This is a genomic window from Bradyrhizobium acaciae (assembly GCF_020889785.1).
Taxonomy (GTDB): Bacteria; Pseudomonadota; Alphaproteobacteria; order Rhizobiales; family Xanthobacteraceae; genus Bradyrhizobium; species Bradyrhizobium acaciae.
In genome coordinates this window covers 46,145-62,404 of sequence record NZ_JACMYK010000009.1, presented here as the reverse complement: position 1 = coordinate 62,404, position 16,260 = coordinate 46,145, and the positions used below count along the sequence as shown (strand labels likewise).

Below are 16,260 nucleotides of genomic sequence, written 5' to 3'. Positions count from 1 at the left end.
GAGTAGGTAACCTGCCGCGATGATGAAAATCGGCCAAGTTCGATCCGCCACGCACATGTCCGGCTCATTCTTTTCATTTCATGCAGGAATTCATCACGAGGAGATCGTCCCCCATGAAGCTGAGGGAAGGCGGTTCACCCCCAAGGCTCCGCTCGCTCCTCGCCGCTTGTGTCCGCGGAAGTCCGGGGTTGTCGTCGGCTTCATCGTCGCGCCGGGCCGGAAGATCGCCCTGCTCGGCAATGATGCCGGTACGACTCGCTCTATGGTGCCGGGAACACCACGTCTGGCATGATCACTGGCAACAATCAAACGGCAAACGCCAACGCCGGGGCGGGCATCTTGCAGGCGGTGTTATAGAGCTCAAGTCTCTGCTCGGCGGAGCCGGTGTCGGCGGCGCGTATTTCGCCTGCCTGTGCGCCACCCGTGTCATCGTCCGGTGAATTCCTGCTCGGGATCTCGCAATCCGGCGCCACGCTTGAGCAGCTCGACGCGCTCGCCCCGGATCGGTGTGCTCTGGACGTCAGTGGAGAATGGCAAGCACGGTTGGAGCTTGGAGCCGAGATATTGCGTTTTGAGACCGGCGTGGTTTCGACCGTGAAGGCGGACGTGCTCGCGGCCGCAAAGCCGGGTTTCGCTGCTCGAATGCCGCGCGCCCCTTGTCCTGCTGGACGGGCGCAGCGCTGCCAGTTCTATCGTCGATCTGGTTGGAGCCGGTCGTGGTTCGAGGCGAAGTATGACCCACGACCGATTGAGAACGTGCTGTGGCCGACCATCGTCCGTTTCGTACCTTATTGCGCGCTCGCGCAGCAACTCGACGGTTGAACAAAACAAAATCCTCAACCATAGTCCCCGCGCTTCCGCCAATGGAAGCAAAGGAGAAACTTGATGAAGAAGTTGTTTTGGCCGACTGCGTTCGTACTCTCAGTTATGCTGATCAGTAGCGCTGCGATGGCGCGCGGCGGCCATTATTACGGAGGCGGTCACCACACATCGAGCCACGGCGGGACTTACATCGGAGGGTCGGGTTCATCTCATCGCGGCGGCCATTATTCTGGGCCGTTTGGCGGCTACGGACGCCACAAATAAATCCGGTCAATGACCATCTCAATTTTGCTCTTGGTGGTTCGGGCTCTTTGACGTCACCTCCGTCGCGTCAGTAGAGCTCGGCACCACAATAATTGCATCCGCGCTCCTCATCGCCGCGCTCTACGCGACTCTACTGATCGCGATCATGCTCATCAGCGGTTTTTTCCAGGTCATTAGCCACTGATGGCTGGCGTCGGTGCAGAATGCTAGCTTTGTGGTGCAACACGCTAGCGACGCGCTAGCCGACCGGACCTTCACCTATGCGATCCGGGGCTGAGCTCGCCTGCGTCGCGCCGTCGATGGTCGGGCCTGTGTGGCCGTTGGCGCGCGACTTGATCCGCCGCGCCGTCGAAAAGTCGTTCTCGCTCACCTGACAGCTGCAGCATGGTCAAGCAACAGCCTTGTCAATATGCTATCGCTCGCAGCTTTGAACATGGCCTGACGCTGGAATATCCCGCGAAGAGAGCTCCTTCTCCTGGCCAGTCGTCATCGGGGCGAGTTGGGCCGCAGCCTGATCACCCCAACCTCGTTCTCGATTGCGATCTCGGTCCCAAATGGCTGCGAGAGGATCTGTAACCGCTCTAGAATGACTCTTGCCCGTGGAGCAGAGGCAACGCGCGGGACGCCCCGGTTTGCAAGTCTCTTCCCGTGCCCAAGGTCGATCGGGATAAGCCGCAGCTCGGCGAGCCGGTTCTGCTCAAATCGGCTAACCGTGACTACGCTTTCATAGAACACGGGGTCTGAAAACCCCGGGTCGGACTCGTATCCTCCTCCCATTTCGGCTGCGGTCACTTCGGCATCGGTATCGCGGCGTGGATCTTTCCCCTGAGCGGCAAACATGTCCGCTCCTATCGGGGTCCTCAAATCATCCATGATGAAGTTCCCGAGGCTATAAAAGATCGGCCGCCCCTTGTAGATCTCGATGCCTCGCAATTGGTGTGGCCCATGCCCGACATAAGCGTCGGCGCCGGCCTCGATTAGCCTATGGGCAAAAGCCTGCTCATAGTCGGGCGGCTCCTGGCTCCAGTTTCCCGGCTCGTGGCCGTGGTTTGTGATGATACAAAAATCAGCAAGCTGCTTACCTTGGCGAACATTCCGTAGGATGCCGGTGACGTCAGTCGGTTCGGGTTGATAGCTGTACCCGGCCGTGTCCCCAGCCTTGTATGTCGTTCCTGCGAGCACAACCGGCCCCGAATCGTCGTCGTCGTGCCTGAATCCAGGCAGCGCGTCGCGGACGCGCTTCAAGCCCTCGAGCATTGCGGATGGGACCACGATGCTGCGCGCCAAGCGGAGGCTGTTGAGTCCCGGCCTGCCGGGCGCTTCGCCGGCAGCATCGGCAGCCCGGGAGAGCGGCGTGAATGTCGCGGCAGTCGACACCAATGCGACGCGGCCCCGAGCAGTCTCCAGAAAACGGCTAGCACCGGCTTGTGCGAGATTCTCGCCAACGCCGGCATGGACGATGCCGCTCCGATCGAGCGCTTGACTGGTTTCGCGCATGCCCTCGACACCCCAGTCAAGCGAATGGTTGTTCGCACGTCCCACGATGTTGAATCCCATTTCCCTCAGATCGGGTCCGAGCTCGGGCAGGCTGACATGATAAGCACCACCATACTCAGCCTGCGGGCTTCCCTTGAAGGAGCGAATGTCGAAGATGTTGGTTTCCATGTTGCCAAACGTCACGTCTGCATCATGAAGAATCCTGACAAGCGCAGCGAAATCAGGATCTCGCCTTCTGGTGAGCGGACGTGTGACAATGAGGTCACCCACCGCCACCAGGGTGAAGCCATCAGCAACGTTTGTTGCTATCGAACCGTCGACATCGTAGGGACCGTCCCGGTCGTCTGCATGACGAACGTTCTTCTCTTGGTTCATAGGCTCCTCCACAGGCGCGACTACTCTATACTTAAGTGCTTTGGGCTTGGTGTCTACTTCTTGCCATAGCCGACACGATAATCGCAGTCGCGGCGAGCCCAACCACTGGTCGTCAATCAGTCCTCATTTCCATGTAAGTTCATGCCGTTGAGACAGATCAACACAGGCTGCCTACTCGACCTGTCGGTTATCCGACCATTGTAGGCTGCAGTATTCTTCGTGTTTTCGCGCGAGAAGATTGACGTGAGCGCATTCAGCTGCGCGTCTGCTTCAATCTGCTCCTGAGTTCTCCCCTGCGCTCTGCAATGCGTCGCCATGGCATGCGCTGCTGATCACGACCTTATGTCTTCAACGCGAGCTCTACCCGTGACAGAGCCGCACAGCGAGCATCTCCATCGGCGAATTTCATAGCCTCGCAAATCCGCGCTATGCCACCGAAGAGCTCCGTGGCGCCTTGCGCGTCGCCTCCCGCGGCGAGCGTCATATCGCATTTCCAACGTTCGCGCGAAGTCAATTTGAATTATAAAAGACCTCCGGCGGGCATGCCGGAGGCCTTCTTGGAGGTCACTTAGTCAATCAAGCCGTTCGTTTTCCCCTTTCTACCAGTTCACTTTTCAGCTCACCAGTTGCGCTGAGCGCGCAGCAGAAGCGTAAGGCTGTTCTGGTTCTTCAGCTCGTAAGTAGCGCCCGGCTTGGCGATAGCTGACTGCACCGGGAGCGTCACCGTGCTTCCACTCGCATACTTCTGGTCGAGCATCGTGTAAGCCAAATCGGCGGAGAACGTCAGGTTCTTGACCGGAGTCCAGCCAGTCATCAAACCGACAACCCCGTAATTAAAGTCCGGATTGCAGCCTGCTACGCCGCTTGACAGCGCAAGGGTTGTGACGAAAGCGCCGCAAATGTAGCTCTTGGCTGTGCTGTTGTATCGCACCGCAGCCCAGGCACCGTAGAGGCTGGTGGCCCAGCGCGGATCCCAATTGTGGGTGTAGCCGCCGCGGAAACCGTAGGTCGTGGTCAACTCCTGGCCGGAGCCCGCGACAAACACAGAGTCGGAAAGACCTGCAAGTCCGACGCTCTGGAAAGCGCCGGCAAGGCCGCTGCCGCCGTACATCGCGAAGGTGCTCGACGTATAGTCCTGGAAATTGTAACGGCTCGCGCCTTTGGTATAGACGCCCGTCAAGTTGATCGTGTCACCCGGACCGGTCGGGATGTTTTTGATCGACAATGCCAGCTGACCCGCCCAGCCCCATTTGTCGGCCGGATGGCCGCTCGTTTCATCGGCGCCATAGTAGGCGGCGTGATTGTCGTGCGCGGCGACCGCCGCCTGGAACAGGCCCCAAGCCTGGTCAACGCGAAGCATAGCAATCAGATCAGGAGCTGCCGTGCCGGCGATGTCGTTGCCACCATAAGCGCCAGTTGCAAGGCCGGCGGGCGTGGCCGCACTCACATTCCAGATGTTGGTTGTATCGTGCTGCACTTGATCCTGGGCTGAGAAGGAGGCACTGATGCCTTGACCGAAGTCGGCGGTATAAGTGAACTGGTTGACAGGATCCCAGCCGCCACCGCCTGGCAGGCCGTCGAAATTGTTGCCTGGATAGTTCGCCCAGGGCGCCGAAAATTGCGACTGCGCCTTACCAAATGTGAACCCGGCGAACTGGATGAACGCGTAATAGACCCCGAGGGTGCCGCCGGCGACGCTCGCGCCACTATAGGCAGTCGAACCATTCGAGGCAGTCGTACCGGCCCCGGAATAGCTTCCCGCGTTCCAGTTGAATACGCCGTCGAAGAATGTACGGACCACGCCGTACTCTGTTTGGGTGCGCGTGTCGATCGACAGGTCTTCGCGCGAGGCAGTGCTGTAATAATTGCGCAGGCGATTTTGCGCACCGCCCACTCCGCTATTAGCGGCGTCATAAACACTGTTCGTGGCCAACCCCGCTTGGACGCGCAGATAACCACCGAGCTTGATGCAAGTATCAGTGCCGGGAATGTAGTAGAAACCTGGTCCGTACAGGGAGCAGATTTTCACATATTCGATCGCTTTGGCCTTCACAGGTAGATCGGCCGCCTGGGCGCCGGCACCCGCAAAGAGTGCCGCAGAACAGAGAATAGCCCTCGTCGTCAGTTTCATCGATGAACCTCCAAGTTGGAAATGTGGGTCCCGTGGCCCAAAGGTCCGCCGCTGCTACGTTCACTGCGACGGACGGAGCTTGACGGAACGAACTTCGAGGCCCCCCTCGATGTCTGACGAAACGTTACCGAGGTACCGAAGTCGAGGTTTGCCGATGTAGGCCCTCGCAACTTCCAAATTCTGCGCCTGAGTGGGATGATTTGCAGTTTTTGTGCGATTAGGCGCTCAATCTCGGTACTACGTCCGAGCTGACGCCGGACTCAGCAGACGCCTGATCCGCACTGGCTTAAGGCTGGCTTCGATGCAACGACTGCGTCGGATCGCAGCACCGAACCTCGGCGATGCAGATTGGCCAAGTCTGGTGAGACCCTGCGCACGCCTTCGTAAGCGCGTTTCACGCTGACGCCCGCGCCACGCTTGGAGATTGGTCCGCTCGCCGTGCCGAAGCGCGACCTGGGGACATTGAGCTGGGGACCTTGAAACGTCTCCAAGATTTTGAGCTTTTCTTCCTCAGACCAGCGCTGCCGCTGGGCTGCGTCCACCGCCTGCAAGCCGCTCGACTTGGGCGCTGCGCCCATCGCCCATGGCAACTGGCCTTTGATCCCCAATCCTTCTCAAAAATGGAGCTCGGGTAAGAACTCAATCGTCCCTGACGTCATCGACGTCCTACGTTGTCCATTCGCGTGAGAGCCATGGGTCCAACCTGGATGGCCTCATCTAGGCAGCTTCAAGTAGCCGGTATCCATGGTTCTGCGCTTGAAGTCGCACGATCGTAGAGGCCACCCCGATTTCGCCCGAAACCTTATCGAGTAAAAAGGTCGAGACGTCCTTTTCTTTGCCCAGACGCTTTTCGAGGTAGCTTGCAGGAGCAAGCAATTCGGCCCCGAACGCTCGGCTAGCTTGCTGCTGACGGGTCCGTGACGTCGTTACCAAGCGCGAACTCTCGTCATTGCTAACCCACGCCAAAAATGATCCGCGTGCTGCGGAGAATTCCTTGTCGGTTCCGGACGACAAGGCAAGTTTGAATTCGCTCTTGGCGCGCCCAACTGCCCCCTGTATCGGAAATATTGTTGAAACAGGATTGCCCAGGTCGGCAGCTTGGCTCGGATCAAATCCAAGCTTCTTGAAGAATTCTTTTCTGCCTTCCGGACTATCATGAGCAATGCCGAGAGCGTTTCGTACTTGCGCCGCAGCATTGTAACCCCACTCGTAGGCCCGCGTGACATTATCCTTTGGTTTGGCCAGTCGGGTGAGCGGGGTCACATCAAATGAGCCACTGTTTCGAAGTGCTTCAGCGATACGTCCAGTGAATTCGGCAGCTCTCTTGAAATTTCCAAGAGTAGTGGCCTCACAGAGATCCACCAAAGCAGATTGAGAAATTGTGTCTGAGACGCTCTCTAGAGCCGCGTCGATTTCGGGGTGTTCAACATAAGGGGAAAGCCCCATCGATCCTATTAGCCGGCAATACTCTTCTTGCTCCGCGGACGTCTCAATCACCTTTTTCCAGGCTTCATGAGCGTCCGAGGAGCCTACCCCTTTCTGCTTCATGTGATCGAGTACGGCATTTATGAATTTGTGCAGCTCCGTCTTCACGTCGGTGGTTCTGACCGCCGACACGGAGGCTTCAGTGAAGCTGAGCTGCGCAAATCTCAAATAGGCCTGCCGAGCGACGATCTCGATTGTTTCGCCGGAAGGGACAAACATGACGTCAGGTAGGGCTATCCCGTGCCTCGGAAAGCCGAACCAGTGCCGGGATCGAAATTCGCTATCTGCATCGCTGCGATCTAGCTTTTTTGGTTCATACAAGAACGCCCACCAGTTCTGCGCCAGCCACTCGACTAGATAGTATGCGGGAACAGTCAGGTACCTGTTCTTCGTCCCCAGGTCGGTCAAGTACGCGGTTATCGCGCTCGCACCGACTTTCATTTCGAAGCGACTGAGCGAGGCGTCCAATTGCGGATTGCCACCGGCCTCCGGATCAGATGGCCATTGCACATCAATGCCGAAGCTATCCGGCTCTATCGAAAGTTCTTCGGCCATTGCGATCGATCTTCCAAGGGGTACGCGTGATACTCTCCGTTCTCGCGATTAGTCAGCCTAGCCTCATAGAGAACGTCGCCATCCAAGTACCAGACATAACGCGGGAACCCGGCGCCCTCCCAATAGCAAGACACCTTCGCCTCGCTTATAGCACGCCTAAGCGCCTCGGTCGGCTGCAGCGTTTGTCCAGTTCGGAGGGCACTTGCTGGTCAGACCGGCGCGCCGCGCGATGGGGCCAGCCCTTGATCCAACGGAGCGATGATAGGCACTGCCAGTGTATCTAACTCGGCTTATGATAGCTTTTAGAGCCTTTTCGAACTTCTGGGCGGCTTCTTTCGATAAGTCTTGCAGGATTAACAACTCTCCCGACTTGGTCGGCCCGAACCTCGCTTCCTGCTTGGGTTTTTTCAAAGCCATTAACAATCACTTGCTTCCGTCAGGAAAACACAACCGCAGATCGCGCACCTGCCGCCGCAAATGGCAACTATTCTGACGAGCTGGCGGGAATGCAACTCAAACTGCGACGCGCGCCCTCGACATCTAACAAAAGCTTGGCCATTCCCGCCATTGCACAGGCGGCCAGGTCTCCTCCAATGTTCTGCTGTTGTTCGATTAACAACAAATCGAAGCTCAACGCCGGCTTCCGGCGTTGAAGATCATTGCCCCCGTTCTGCGACAGCATCACCGCATTAGGCCAGACGCCTCGGCGTCGCTATAGGCTGCGCCTCTACAGCGCGATGAGATTGCGGTTGCATCATCATCGCGCTTTAGCTTTGCGCATGATCTTGCGGAAAGTCGCTTTCACGCTGTGCGGATCTTGCCTCAGGCTCGACCATTCTCCAGGGGCTCTATATTCTCAGGTTGGCGCGAGCGCAGGTAGCGGAATTCGCGCTCACTGGTTGAGCGATGGTTTTGAAAGCTCATCGAGAACTTGCTTGGTTGCGCCGTATGCGAGTTCAACGATCTCATCGATCTCGGCCTCGGAAACAACGAGAGGCGGAGCAAAACCGAGAATGTCGCCATGCGGCATTGCGCGAGCGATCAGTCCCCGATCGCGGGCAGCTTTCGAAATGCGAGCTCCGACCCTGAGCTCTGGATCAAATCGACGCTTGGTCTGACGATCGGCAACGAACTCGACCGCCCCAAGCAGGCCCACACCTCTCACCTCTGCCACGATCTCTAACTGAGCAAACCGTTCCTTCAGTCGCCGCTGCAGATGCGCTCCGACGATTCTGGCGCGGTCGCCTAGTCGTTCCTTCTCAACGATATCCAAGACCGCATTTGCAGCGGCCGCCGCAATCGGATGGCCCGAATAGGTGTATCCATGTGAGAAGGCTCCGACCCGATCGGCCGCTTCCTCCATGACGGAGTAGACTTTTTCTCCAACGATGGCACCCGAGAGCGGCACATAACCGGAAGTCAGGCCTTTCGCGACAGTCACCAGGTCGGGCTCAATCTCGTAAAGTGTGCTGCCGAAATCCGCACCAGTTCGGCCAAATCCACAGATCACCTCGTCGGCAATCAGAAGGATGTCATACCGTCTGAGCACAGCCTGAATTTCGCGCCAGTATCCGGCAGGCGGCGGCGTAATTCCCCCCGTACCGAGCACCGGCTCAGCAATGAAGGCGCCAATCGTCTCAGGTCCCTCCCGCAGGATCAGCTGTTCGAGCTCAGCTGCCCGCCGGCGCGAGAAGGCCTCCTCCGTCTCGCCGGGCTCGGCGCCCCAATAATGATGCGGAGAGCCTGTGTGCAGGATTCCGCGAACGGGAAGGTCCATATGATCATGGTAGAACGACATGCCAGTCATCGAACCGGATATGACCGAGCAGCCATGGTAACCGCGCTCGCGTGAGATGATTTTCTTCTTATTGGGCTGTCCGCGGAGATTGTTATAGTACCAAACGAGCTTGGCCTGCGTTTCATTGGCGTCCGATCCGGACAGACCGAAGAACACTTTGCTTGGTTTACCCGGTGCTATTCGCACCAGACGATCAGATAGGGTCGCCAGCTCTTCGGTCGTATGGGCGGCATAGGTGTGGTAGTATGCGAGATTGTAAGCCTGCCGCGCGATGGCTTCGGCCACCTCGGTCCGACCGTATCCGATGTTCACGCAGTAAAGACCAGCAAAGCCGTCAATGTAGCTGCGGCCTTCGGCATCATGGATGCGGATGCCTTTTCCGCCCATAACGATCGTTGGATCACCAATCTTGCCTTGGGCGAAATCCTTGAGCTGAGTGAACGGATGCAAGACCGATGAGCGATCTCGTTCGGCGATGGTTTTGACGTCAAGCACTTCTATTCTCCTAAGCTACCAAATCGCCGAAGCAGACGTATTTGAGTTCCATGTACTCGGCTAAACCGTGTCGCGAGCCCTCACGACCGAGCCCAGACTGCTTCCATCCGCCGAACGGAATAGGCGGCCCCGTGAACGAGGCTGTATTGACACCAAGCATGCCGCACTCAATTTGCTCCGAAAGTCGGAACGCTCGACGTAGATCGTCCGTATACACGTACCCAGCCAGCCCCATCTCACTGGCATTAGCCCGAGCAATGACCTCATCTTCAGAATCGAACGAAAGCACGGCAGCCACCGGCCCGAAGGTTTCCTCGCGCGCAATAAGCATGTCCTCGGTGACACCGGTGAGTAGTGTCGCAGCGACGAAGTTCGGACTTAAATTGGCGCCTCGATGCCCGGAAAATGCTCGCGCCCCCTTCTTCACTGCATCATCGATGTGGGTCCTGCATTTGTTGGCGACCGCCAATTTGGTCATTGGCCCGATGTCTACCCCGGGCTCCAAGCCGTGACCGACGTGGAGGTCTGCAATAGCGGCTGCAAACGCCTCAACGAAGGCATCGTAGATGCCGGCTTGAACATAGATGCGATTGGCTGCCAGGCAGTCCTGACCTGAGGTGGCGAATTTTGCGGCCATCGCTCCTTTGACGGCTCTCTCAACGTCGACGTCATCAAAAACAATGAATGGCGCATGCCCCCCCAATTCCAGGGACACTTTCTTGATCGTGTCGGCCGCCCCCTCAAGCAAGAGACGGCCAACGTCGGTGGACCCAGTGAACGAAAGCGCGCGGATTCGCGTATCGCGCAACAGCGGAGTCGAAAGCTCGATCGGATGGCCCGTTACGACTTGGAACACACCGCGCGGGACTCCTGCCTCTTCAGCCAACCTCGCCAGGGCAAGGGCAGAGAGCGGGGTCTCGGGTGCAGGCTTCACAATGACCGGACATCCGGCTGCAAGCGCGCATCCCGCCTTGCGCGTAATCATCGCGATAGGAAAATTCCAAGGCGTGATCGCGGCTGCAAGGCCGATCGGCTGCATTCGCACATGAAGCAGACTTCCAACCTTGTGGCTTGGGATCGTCTCGCCGTATGCGCGCTCTCCCTCCGCAGCGAACCACTCGAGAAATCCAGCACCATACGCAATTTCTTGGCGAGCTTCTGGAAGCGGCTTGCCCTGCTCGCTCGTCACCAGGATCGCGAGCTCTTCCGAGTGCTCGAGCATCAATGATGCCCAGGACCTAAGCATCGCTGCTCGATTTGCCGGCAACAGTCCCCGCCAGGTAGCAAACGATCGTTCAGCTGCGGCGATCGCTCGGTTCATGTCCGCGGTTGAACAACGAGCTGCGTTGGCGATTTCTTCACCAGTCGCGGGATCGACCACGGCATCTCTTTGCTCGCCGGCAATCCAGCGGCCGTCAATCAGCGAATCCCCAGCCAGAAAGTCGCGACGGCGTACATTGTTCAGATGTTTGATAGCAAGGCCGGCCAACTGAGGGCTGCTCTGCCGAGCAGTTTGAAGGGGCATTCGAAGGTCCAGTGTGGTGATTTTGTTGAAATTTCCGATGTATTCAGGATAGTTGTGTCACAATCGACATTTGCGGCGCATTTTCTGCCGCTCTGAGGATTTCCTGCATCGCACAGGCGCTTTGCGGTGCAATTCACCTGAAGGCGGAGATGACCATGCGGTACGATCGAATTGACGCCCGGATCCTTGAGATCGTGCAAAAGAACAACCGTTTGACGTCTGAGGTGATCGGCGAAATGGCAGGGCTTTCCGCCACCGCGTGTCAACGGCGGCTGAAGCGGCTGCGCTCGGAAGGCATCATCGAGGCCGACGTCTCTATCATTTCGGCAAAGGCGGTCGGGCGCCCCATACAGATGCTCGTGCTCGTGAACCTTGAGCGAGAGCGGTCGGATATCATCGACAGATTCAAGAAAGCGATCAGGTCTTCCGCTGAGGTCGTTAATGGATTCTATGTCACTGGCGACGCCGATTTCGTCCTATATGTTACCGCGCGCACCATGGAAGAATATGAGCAGTTCACTCGGCGGTTCTTCTATGAGAACTCGGACATCAAGGGCTTCAAGACGATGGTCATCATGGACCGGGTCAAGGCGGGATTTGCCGTTCCAATAGAGAAACCGTCCGAGGAGTAATCCGGACTTCTTCCCTCGCCGATCATCCCTTTGCATCTTGGTCAGACATCGGGCAGACCTTGGAGCATCCTGCATCGCGTATTCTCAGCCAACACTCACGCCGCGTCACACGCCGATGGGAGCAGCCAATATCTGTCAGCCCTAAAAGCTCCTGCCCTATCATTTGACTATAGCATGCACCGCACAGACGGCTCACTGCAGAGCGACCTAGCAACAGTTCTGAAGGCAGGAGACTGTTTTCGCTACGTTTCCAATCCGCGCGCGTCCTTCCGCATACCGTCAAGCGCCAGATTCGAACCCAACAGTGCGCGCCATCTGACCGAGAAGGTGCGAGTGCGATGACCGCTTGCTGCCGGCATTATCGACGCAGCATCTGGCCCAATGCGAACATCTGAGGCATGGTGATCGGATCGCTGAGCGCGGCCGACGCTATCGGGTGCGAGGCGAAGCGCGCGATCACCACCTCTGCTTTCGGCGCGATGTACAGGCGCTGGCCATGGATGCCCCGGGCTTCGATGGCGTCCAGCTCGTTATGAGTCATCCACCACTGGCTGCGGTAGGAATAGTCGCATCCCATCAGGGGGAACTTGAGGCAGTGGTCGGGCTTTTGCAAGTCGTGTACGACCGAAGCGGGAATCAGTTGCTTTCCATTCCACTCGCCTTCACGACGCATCAACTCGCCGAAACGCGCCATGTCGCGCAGCGTTGCCGACAATCCCGCGCCAGCCATCGGCATGCCCGCGGAATCGACAATCACATACCCATCTTCTTCGCAACCGAGGGGCGCCCAGAGCCGCTCGCTGAGCAGCTGCGCAAACGAGCGCCCCGTCACGCGCGCCATCACCCAAGCCATAACCTCAGTGTTGACGCTCTTATACGCGAATGCCTCGCCGTGCACGCCAGCTTTCTTGATTGAACGCAGGTAGTCGGCACAGGTCTGCGTCCCCTGCTCATCGTTTGGACGCGGCCGCCATCCGGCGGCGCGCGCATACTCCCAGACACTGGAAGTCGATTCCACGTAAAGTTCCGTGTAAGCGAGACCCGTTTGCATGTCCATCACCTGGCGCAGCGTCGCGTCATCCCAGGCGGTGCCTCGCAACTCCGGTAGGTAATGCGGGATTGTCTTCGTGTCGTCGAGCACGCCTTCACACACGAGGGCAGCTGTGAGTGTGCCTGCGTACGATTTCGTGATCGAGTTACACGCATGCGGCAGGTGAGGGGTGAGCGCGCCAAAGTATCGCTCGTAAGCGATGCGTCCACGATGCAGCACCAGAATGCCGTCAGTATAGGTGTCGATTAATGCCTCAGGAAATCGGCGCTTGCGCCCGGTCGTATCAGTGAATGTGAGGGCATCGATCTCAACCGTCCGATCGTCGCCCTGCAGACGTGACGACTGGCACGCACCCCGCCAAACATTAACGGTGGCCGTCAGTTCGCGCATATGCGACAACGCCCAACGGATTTTTGGGAATTCGAGGAAGTCATCTCTTTCGAAGGTAATGCGCTTGTCTGCAGACGGCGGGGCACCCCGCATCCAGCCAAGCTCGCCGGGATCAGACGCACGACCGTCAAGGTAACGCTTGCCCTCGAATTCGACCATTCCCTTCGACAGCTCGTCACTAGTTCCGATACGTGTACGCCATTCGTCTTTCATCGGCTTTCTTTCAAGCACCCCTCTGGTCTTGGCAGACTTTTACTGAGTTCCTGACGTCGAATTCTCTCAAGCCATACGTCGCGACGCTCAAATACTGCGGAAAAGTGCCCGAATGCGCCGTTTTCGTGCTAGCGGACACAAGGGAGAGAACCTGAGCATTAGAGCGAAGGCCTCTCGGCAGGAGTTGGCAATGAATATGTGCACCCGTCCGCTCGGACCTAACTGGCAAACTGCGCCAGCTATCCGGGCTTCTCCTCGATACACCGGTCCTTGAACCGACGGCTTGCACCTCATCAGATAGACTCGCGTGATGTCGAACGCGTCGGGCAGTGGCGATCGACCTGAGCGCGGAGATAAACTACTCCACAGCGAGGCCCTCCGTCAGATAGTAGAAGCCCCGCGAGGCTCTCCTCGCGCATTGTGCTTCAGGACCTCCAAGTTAAACCCTGAAAACACATCGGATCGAAGGGGGAAGCTGCCTTCGCGGAAATGCAATCGACGATCGGCACGCAGCACGATGCCTAGCTCAAGCGCTCAAGCGACATGACGATCGACAGGTCTGGAACAGGCGTGCTCCATCGACTGTACGAGGCTTCTTGCCCTCGTCCGGACCCACCAGATCGGAAGTTACTGGAAGATAATGCTTAATTAGGCAACTTTGGCCCGATCCGGGCCTTGTTTGGCCGCACGCAATATGTACATTGTCTTGGAGATTTCCACGGTTTCCGGGGAAGCTGAGGCACTGATGGCCAACATTTCCAAGAAGTACTCGGAACAGACTCGCAAGGCGAAGAAAGCCGCAGCGATCGTCGTCAAAAAGTCGTCGACAGACCCCGAGGAGAAGCGCATTTTCGAGACCTTCACCAAACGCGCTCAGCAAGACTTCAGGCCCGCGGCGAAGAAGCGTGCCTAAAAATCGATCGGTCTATTTGGATCTGGCCACTCCGGTCGTGATCCAGTCAGGCCGATTTTGTGCTCCGACACTGACTGCACAGTGCGCATGGTAGACCCATCGATGGGTCGATCCATCGTCTGACCGACCATCCAGCGTCCGTTCGGTTTTTCCTTCCGCGACAAGCTCCAGAACGAGAGCGTCGCAATCTCTGGGAAGCTCAAGCTTCCTCGCCCCGTTCACGTCGTCTTTCCAGAGCGCTATCGCGCTGGCTTGCGGATGATCCGCAAGTTCGTTTTGACGTGCTATTAGGCCGAACGAAGTGAGTGTCAGGACCGACGTTCCCGGATCCTCAGCCAGGACCGTTGCGTATCTCGCCGGCCACCTGTTCTCCAATTGCGGTCCGTCCATCAGGAGCGCAATCAGCAGGTTAGGCCCGACGCCCCGGACGACCGCTTGGCATGGATCGACGCGCGCCAAGTCCTCACAAATCAAAGTCGTCAAGGTACTGTTTCCTCTGAACACGAGGACGTCCAGACTCCGGCTGAGAATGGACAGATGCTCCCACCAGCTCTTCTTTGGGTCTAGCCCAAGATCATATGCTTCGATCTGCGAAGAATTGAGCTTCCAGCGATGGTGCTTTTCCCGCACCAGAATGATCTTTTCCCAGTCCGTCATGTTGGCGGTCCGACGACCTTCCAACAGGAAGAACGGGGCGATCGCAACGAAATTGCCGCCGCGGCCGGAACGATCGTGCGTTGTTCCCGCAATGAGGAATTCGATCAGTTCGTCCTTGGCGAGAGCTCGAGCGAGATCCACGAACTGCGTGAAATTGAGCGCAAGCTCGGGGAGCACGACCGCGTCGACGCGTTTGCCTTTCGACCTCGCCTCGCGCACCAACTGCAAGACATATCCAACGAACGCCTTTCGCTTCGTTCTGTCTCGATTATCCGGCAGCCAGCTAGACCGCACACCGAACCATCCCCATGTGTCCTTTGCATCCACAGCGACTTCCTCGAAGGCGTCGTCAGCGATCCGGAATGGGTACGGCAAGAGCAGAAGTCCCAACTTTTTGGGCCTTTGACCGGCTCGTTCGGGAAATACTGGTTGGACCCAACGAGCGCGAACCTGTCCTCGAGGAGGAAGCAGCGCGAGATGATGCGAAAGAGACCTCAGCGTGCACCCGACAGTGGGAGTCCTTGACTTAGGTTGGACACACACAAGATCATCGACGGCAGTCGATAGTGAAAATGATGCTCGTTGAAGGTTATAAAAGTCGTTCTCGGTCTCTTCCAATACGTACGCGGAACGCATCGGCAGAATGAATGGATGATCCGAATCGAATCCAATATCTCGGGACGCCTCGTCCGCGATCATCATCAGCTCCAGACAAGGCATCCACCAGTCAGGAGCATCCGATGTCTCCAATAGCGGCTCATAGACGATTTCATCGCGATATTTCCTGAGACGGCGCCACTTCGCTATGACACCGCCTGGCGCGGCGGGAAGCGTCCGACCGGCCGGCGTCGGCGCGCGGAGCCATTCCTTCCCCAGCTTGACGGCGCGATTTCGCATCGCCGCGTCCACGATCAAGCTGCGAAAATCCGAGTCCGGCATGGGCACGTGCGGCGCGATGTGATGGGATGCGCCGGAGCGCTCCAGCAAGTGAGCTGAGAACGCAAAGACGTCGGCAGGCAACCTAGGCGGTTGCACGAACGGGTCTTGATCGGCTGGAAATTCAGGAAACAATGAACGAAATACGTCTTCTAATGTTGCCATCACTGCTACGGGTATTTTCTGTTCTCTGCTCGCAGGGATTTTGGATCAGTCCGACTCGCAGGTCGACAGAATAAAGCGCGAGCGCTCCCCTATCCTGTGGAAGCGTCCCTCTCCGCGCCCGCTGAAATCACGCTGCAGGCTCCGATCGCTTGTCCTCATTGGCAATCCACGCAAGTCCTTGCGCCCAATACCCGGGTCGGCGTTGGCGGCTCATCTGGCCGCCGGACGCCACTCGCTTGCGGCGTTCTCCGAACCGGAAAATTGCCGCGACGTTTCAGGATCGATCTTTGTTCTTGCTATGTTCAGCCGAATACCGATTGAGTGCGGGACTGCCCGGCGTTGAGTGAATCGACCCT

The 16,260-nt window shown here is 57.8% G+C and carries 13 protein-coding genes; 4 read left to right on the top strand and 9 right to left on the bottom strand.

All coding sequences use genetic code 11. The annotated features are described in order from the left end of the window. Positions 1-19: 19 nt before the first annotated feature. Both H8A92_RS06805 and H8A92_RS06800 read left to right on the top strand, forming a co-directional pair. Positions 20-292 carry a hypothetical protein gene (locus tag H8A92_RS06805; protein ID WP_229195062.1) on the top strand — a complete coding sequence of 91 codons (273 nt, stop codon included), beginning with the start codon at positions 20-22 and terminating at the stop codon, positions 290-292. A gap of 131 nt (positions 293-423) precedes the next feature. Continuing rightward, positions 424-822, top strand: coding sequence for a hypothetical protein (locus H8A92_RS06800; RefSeq protein WP_229195061.1), 399 nt, complete (start codon positions 424-426; stop codon positions 820-822). A gap of 502 nt (positions 823-1,324) precedes the next feature. Here H8A92_RS06800 and H8A92_RS40750 read toward each other — a convergent pair. The 7 genes from H8A92_RS40750 to H8A92_RS06770 form a co-directional block, all read right to left on the bottom strand. Further along, entirely contained in the window at positions 1,325-1,456 is a 132-nt protein-coding gene (locus tag H8A92_RS40750) for a hypothetical protein (RefSeq protein WP_274613260.1), read from the bottom strand. 116 nt (positions 1,457-1,572) lie between these two features. Continuing rightward, positions 1,573-2,958: a CapA family protein gene (locus H8A92_RS06795; RefSeq protein ID WP_229195060.1), complete on the bottom strand. Its 1,386-nt coding sequence runs from the start codon at positions 2,956-2,958 to the stop codon at positions 1,573-1,575. A 619-nt stretch (positions 2,959-3,577) separates the two neighbouring features. Then, positions 3,578-5,089 carry a porin gene (locus H8A92_RS06790; protein ID WP_229195059.1) on the bottom strand — a complete coding sequence of 504 codons (1,512 nt, stop codon included), beginning with the start codon at positions 5,087-5,089 and terminating at the stop codon, positions 3,578-3,580. 717 nt (positions 5,090-5,806) lie between these two features. After that, positions 5,807-7,129 (bottom strand): hypothetical protein, encoded by a 1,323-nt coding sequence (locus H8A92_RS06785; protein WP_229195058.1) that lies wholly within the window; start codon positions 7,127-7,129, stop codon positions 5,807-5,809. 484 nt (positions 7,130-7,613) lie between these two features. After that, positions 7,614-7,811: a hypothetical protein gene (locus H8A92_RS06780; protein WP_229195057.1), complete on the bottom strand. Its 198-nt coding sequence runs from the start codon at positions 7,809-7,811 to the stop codon at positions 7,614-7,616. A gap of 210 nt (positions 7,812-8,021) precedes the next feature. Continuing rightward, positions 8,022-9,422 carry an aminotransferase gene (locus H8A92_RS06775; protein WP_229195056.1) on the bottom strand — a complete coding sequence of 467 codons (1,401 nt, stop codon included), beginning with the start codon at positions 9,420-9,422 and terminating at the stop codon, positions 8,022-8,024. A gap of 10 nt (positions 9,423-9,432) precedes the next feature. Then, complete coding sequence (locus tag H8A92_RS06770; RefSeq protein ID WP_229195055.1) at positions 9,433-10,911, bottom strand: NAD-dependent succinate-semialdehyde dehydrogenase; 1,479 nt, start codon at positions 10,909-10,911, stop codon at positions 9,433-9,435. A gap of 191 nt (positions 10,912-11,102) precedes the next feature. On the opposite strand from H8A92_RS06770, the gene H8A92_RS06765 reads away from it, so the two are divergent. Continuing rightward, on the top strand, positions 11,103-11,579 hold the full coding sequence (locus H8A92_RS06765) for an Lrp/AsnC family transcriptional regulator (RefSeq protein ID WP_229195054.1): 477 nt from the start codon (positions 11,103-11,105) through the stop codon (positions 11,577-11,579). A gap of 358 nt (positions 11,580-11,937) precedes the next feature. Here H8A92_RS06765 and H8A92_RS06760 read toward each other — a convergent pair whose 3' ends face one another. Continuing rightward, on the bottom strand, positions 11,938-13,233 hold the full coding sequence (locus tag H8A92_RS06760) for a serine hydrolase domain-containing protein (protein ID WP_229195053.1): 1,296 nt from the start codon (positions 13,231-13,233) through the stop codon (positions 11,938-11,940). A 745-nt stretch (positions 13,234-13,978) separates the two neighbouring features. Here H8A92_RS06760 and H8A92_RS06755 point away from each other — a divergent pair. After that, a complete protein-coding gene (locus tag H8A92_RS06755) occupies positions 13,979-14,146 on the top strand; it encodes a hypothetical protein (RefSeq protein ID WP_229195052.1) in 168 nt (55 codons plus the stop codon). A gap of 12 nt (positions 14,147-14,158) precedes the next feature. On the opposite strand, the gene H8A92_RS06750 is transcribed toward H8A92_RS06755, so the two are convergent. Then, positions 14,159-15,904 carry a hypothetical protein gene (locus H8A92_RS06750; protein ID WP_229195051.1) on the bottom strand — a complete coding sequence of 582 codons (1,746 nt, stop codon included), beginning with the start codon at positions 15,902-15,904 and terminating at the stop codon, positions 14,159-14,161. Between the last annotated feature and the right edge of the window lie 356 nt (positions 15,905-16,260).

What these genes read in the sequence shown, in the direction of transcription:
- H8A92_RS06805 (WP_229195062.1), top strand. Translation starts at nt 20, where the DNA reads ATGATGAAAATCGGCCAAGTTCGATCCGCCACGCACATGTCCGGCTCA.
- H8A92_RS06795 (WP_229195060.1), bottom strand. Translation starts at nt 2,958, where the DNA reads ATGAACCAAGAGAAGAACGTTCGTCATGCAGACGACCGGGACGGTCCC.
- H8A92_RS06790 (WP_229195059.1), bottom strand. Translation starts at nt 5,089, where the DNA reads ATGAAACTGACGACGAGGGCTATTCTCTGTTCTGCGGCACTCTTTGCG.
- H8A92_RS06785 (WP_229195058.1), bottom strand. Translation starts at nt 7,129, where the DNA reads ATGGCCGAAGAACTTTCGATAGAGCCGGATAGCTTCGGCATTGATGTG.
- H8A92_RS06780 (WP_229195057.1), bottom strand. Translation starts at nt 7,811, where the DNA reads ATGCTGTCGCAGAACGGGGGCAATGATCTTCAACGCCGGAAGCCGGCG.
- H8A92_RS06765 (WP_229195054.1), top strand. Translation starts at nt 11,103, where the DNA reads ATGCGGTACGATCGAATTGACGCCCGGATCCTTGAGATCGTGCAAAAG.
- H8A92_RS06760 (WP_229195053.1), bottom strand. Translation starts at nt 13,233, where the DNA reads ATGAAAGACGAATGGCGTACACGTATCGGAACTAGTGACGAGCTGTCG.
- H8A92_RS06755 (WP_229195052.1), top strand. Translation starts at nt 13,979, where the DNA reads ATGGCCAACATTTCCAAGAAGTACTCGGAACAGACTCGCAAGGCGAAG.
- H8A92_RS06750 (WP_229195051.1), bottom strand. Translation starts at nt 15,904, where the DNA reads ATGGCAACATTAGAAGACGTATTTCGTTCATTGTTTCCTGAATTTCCA.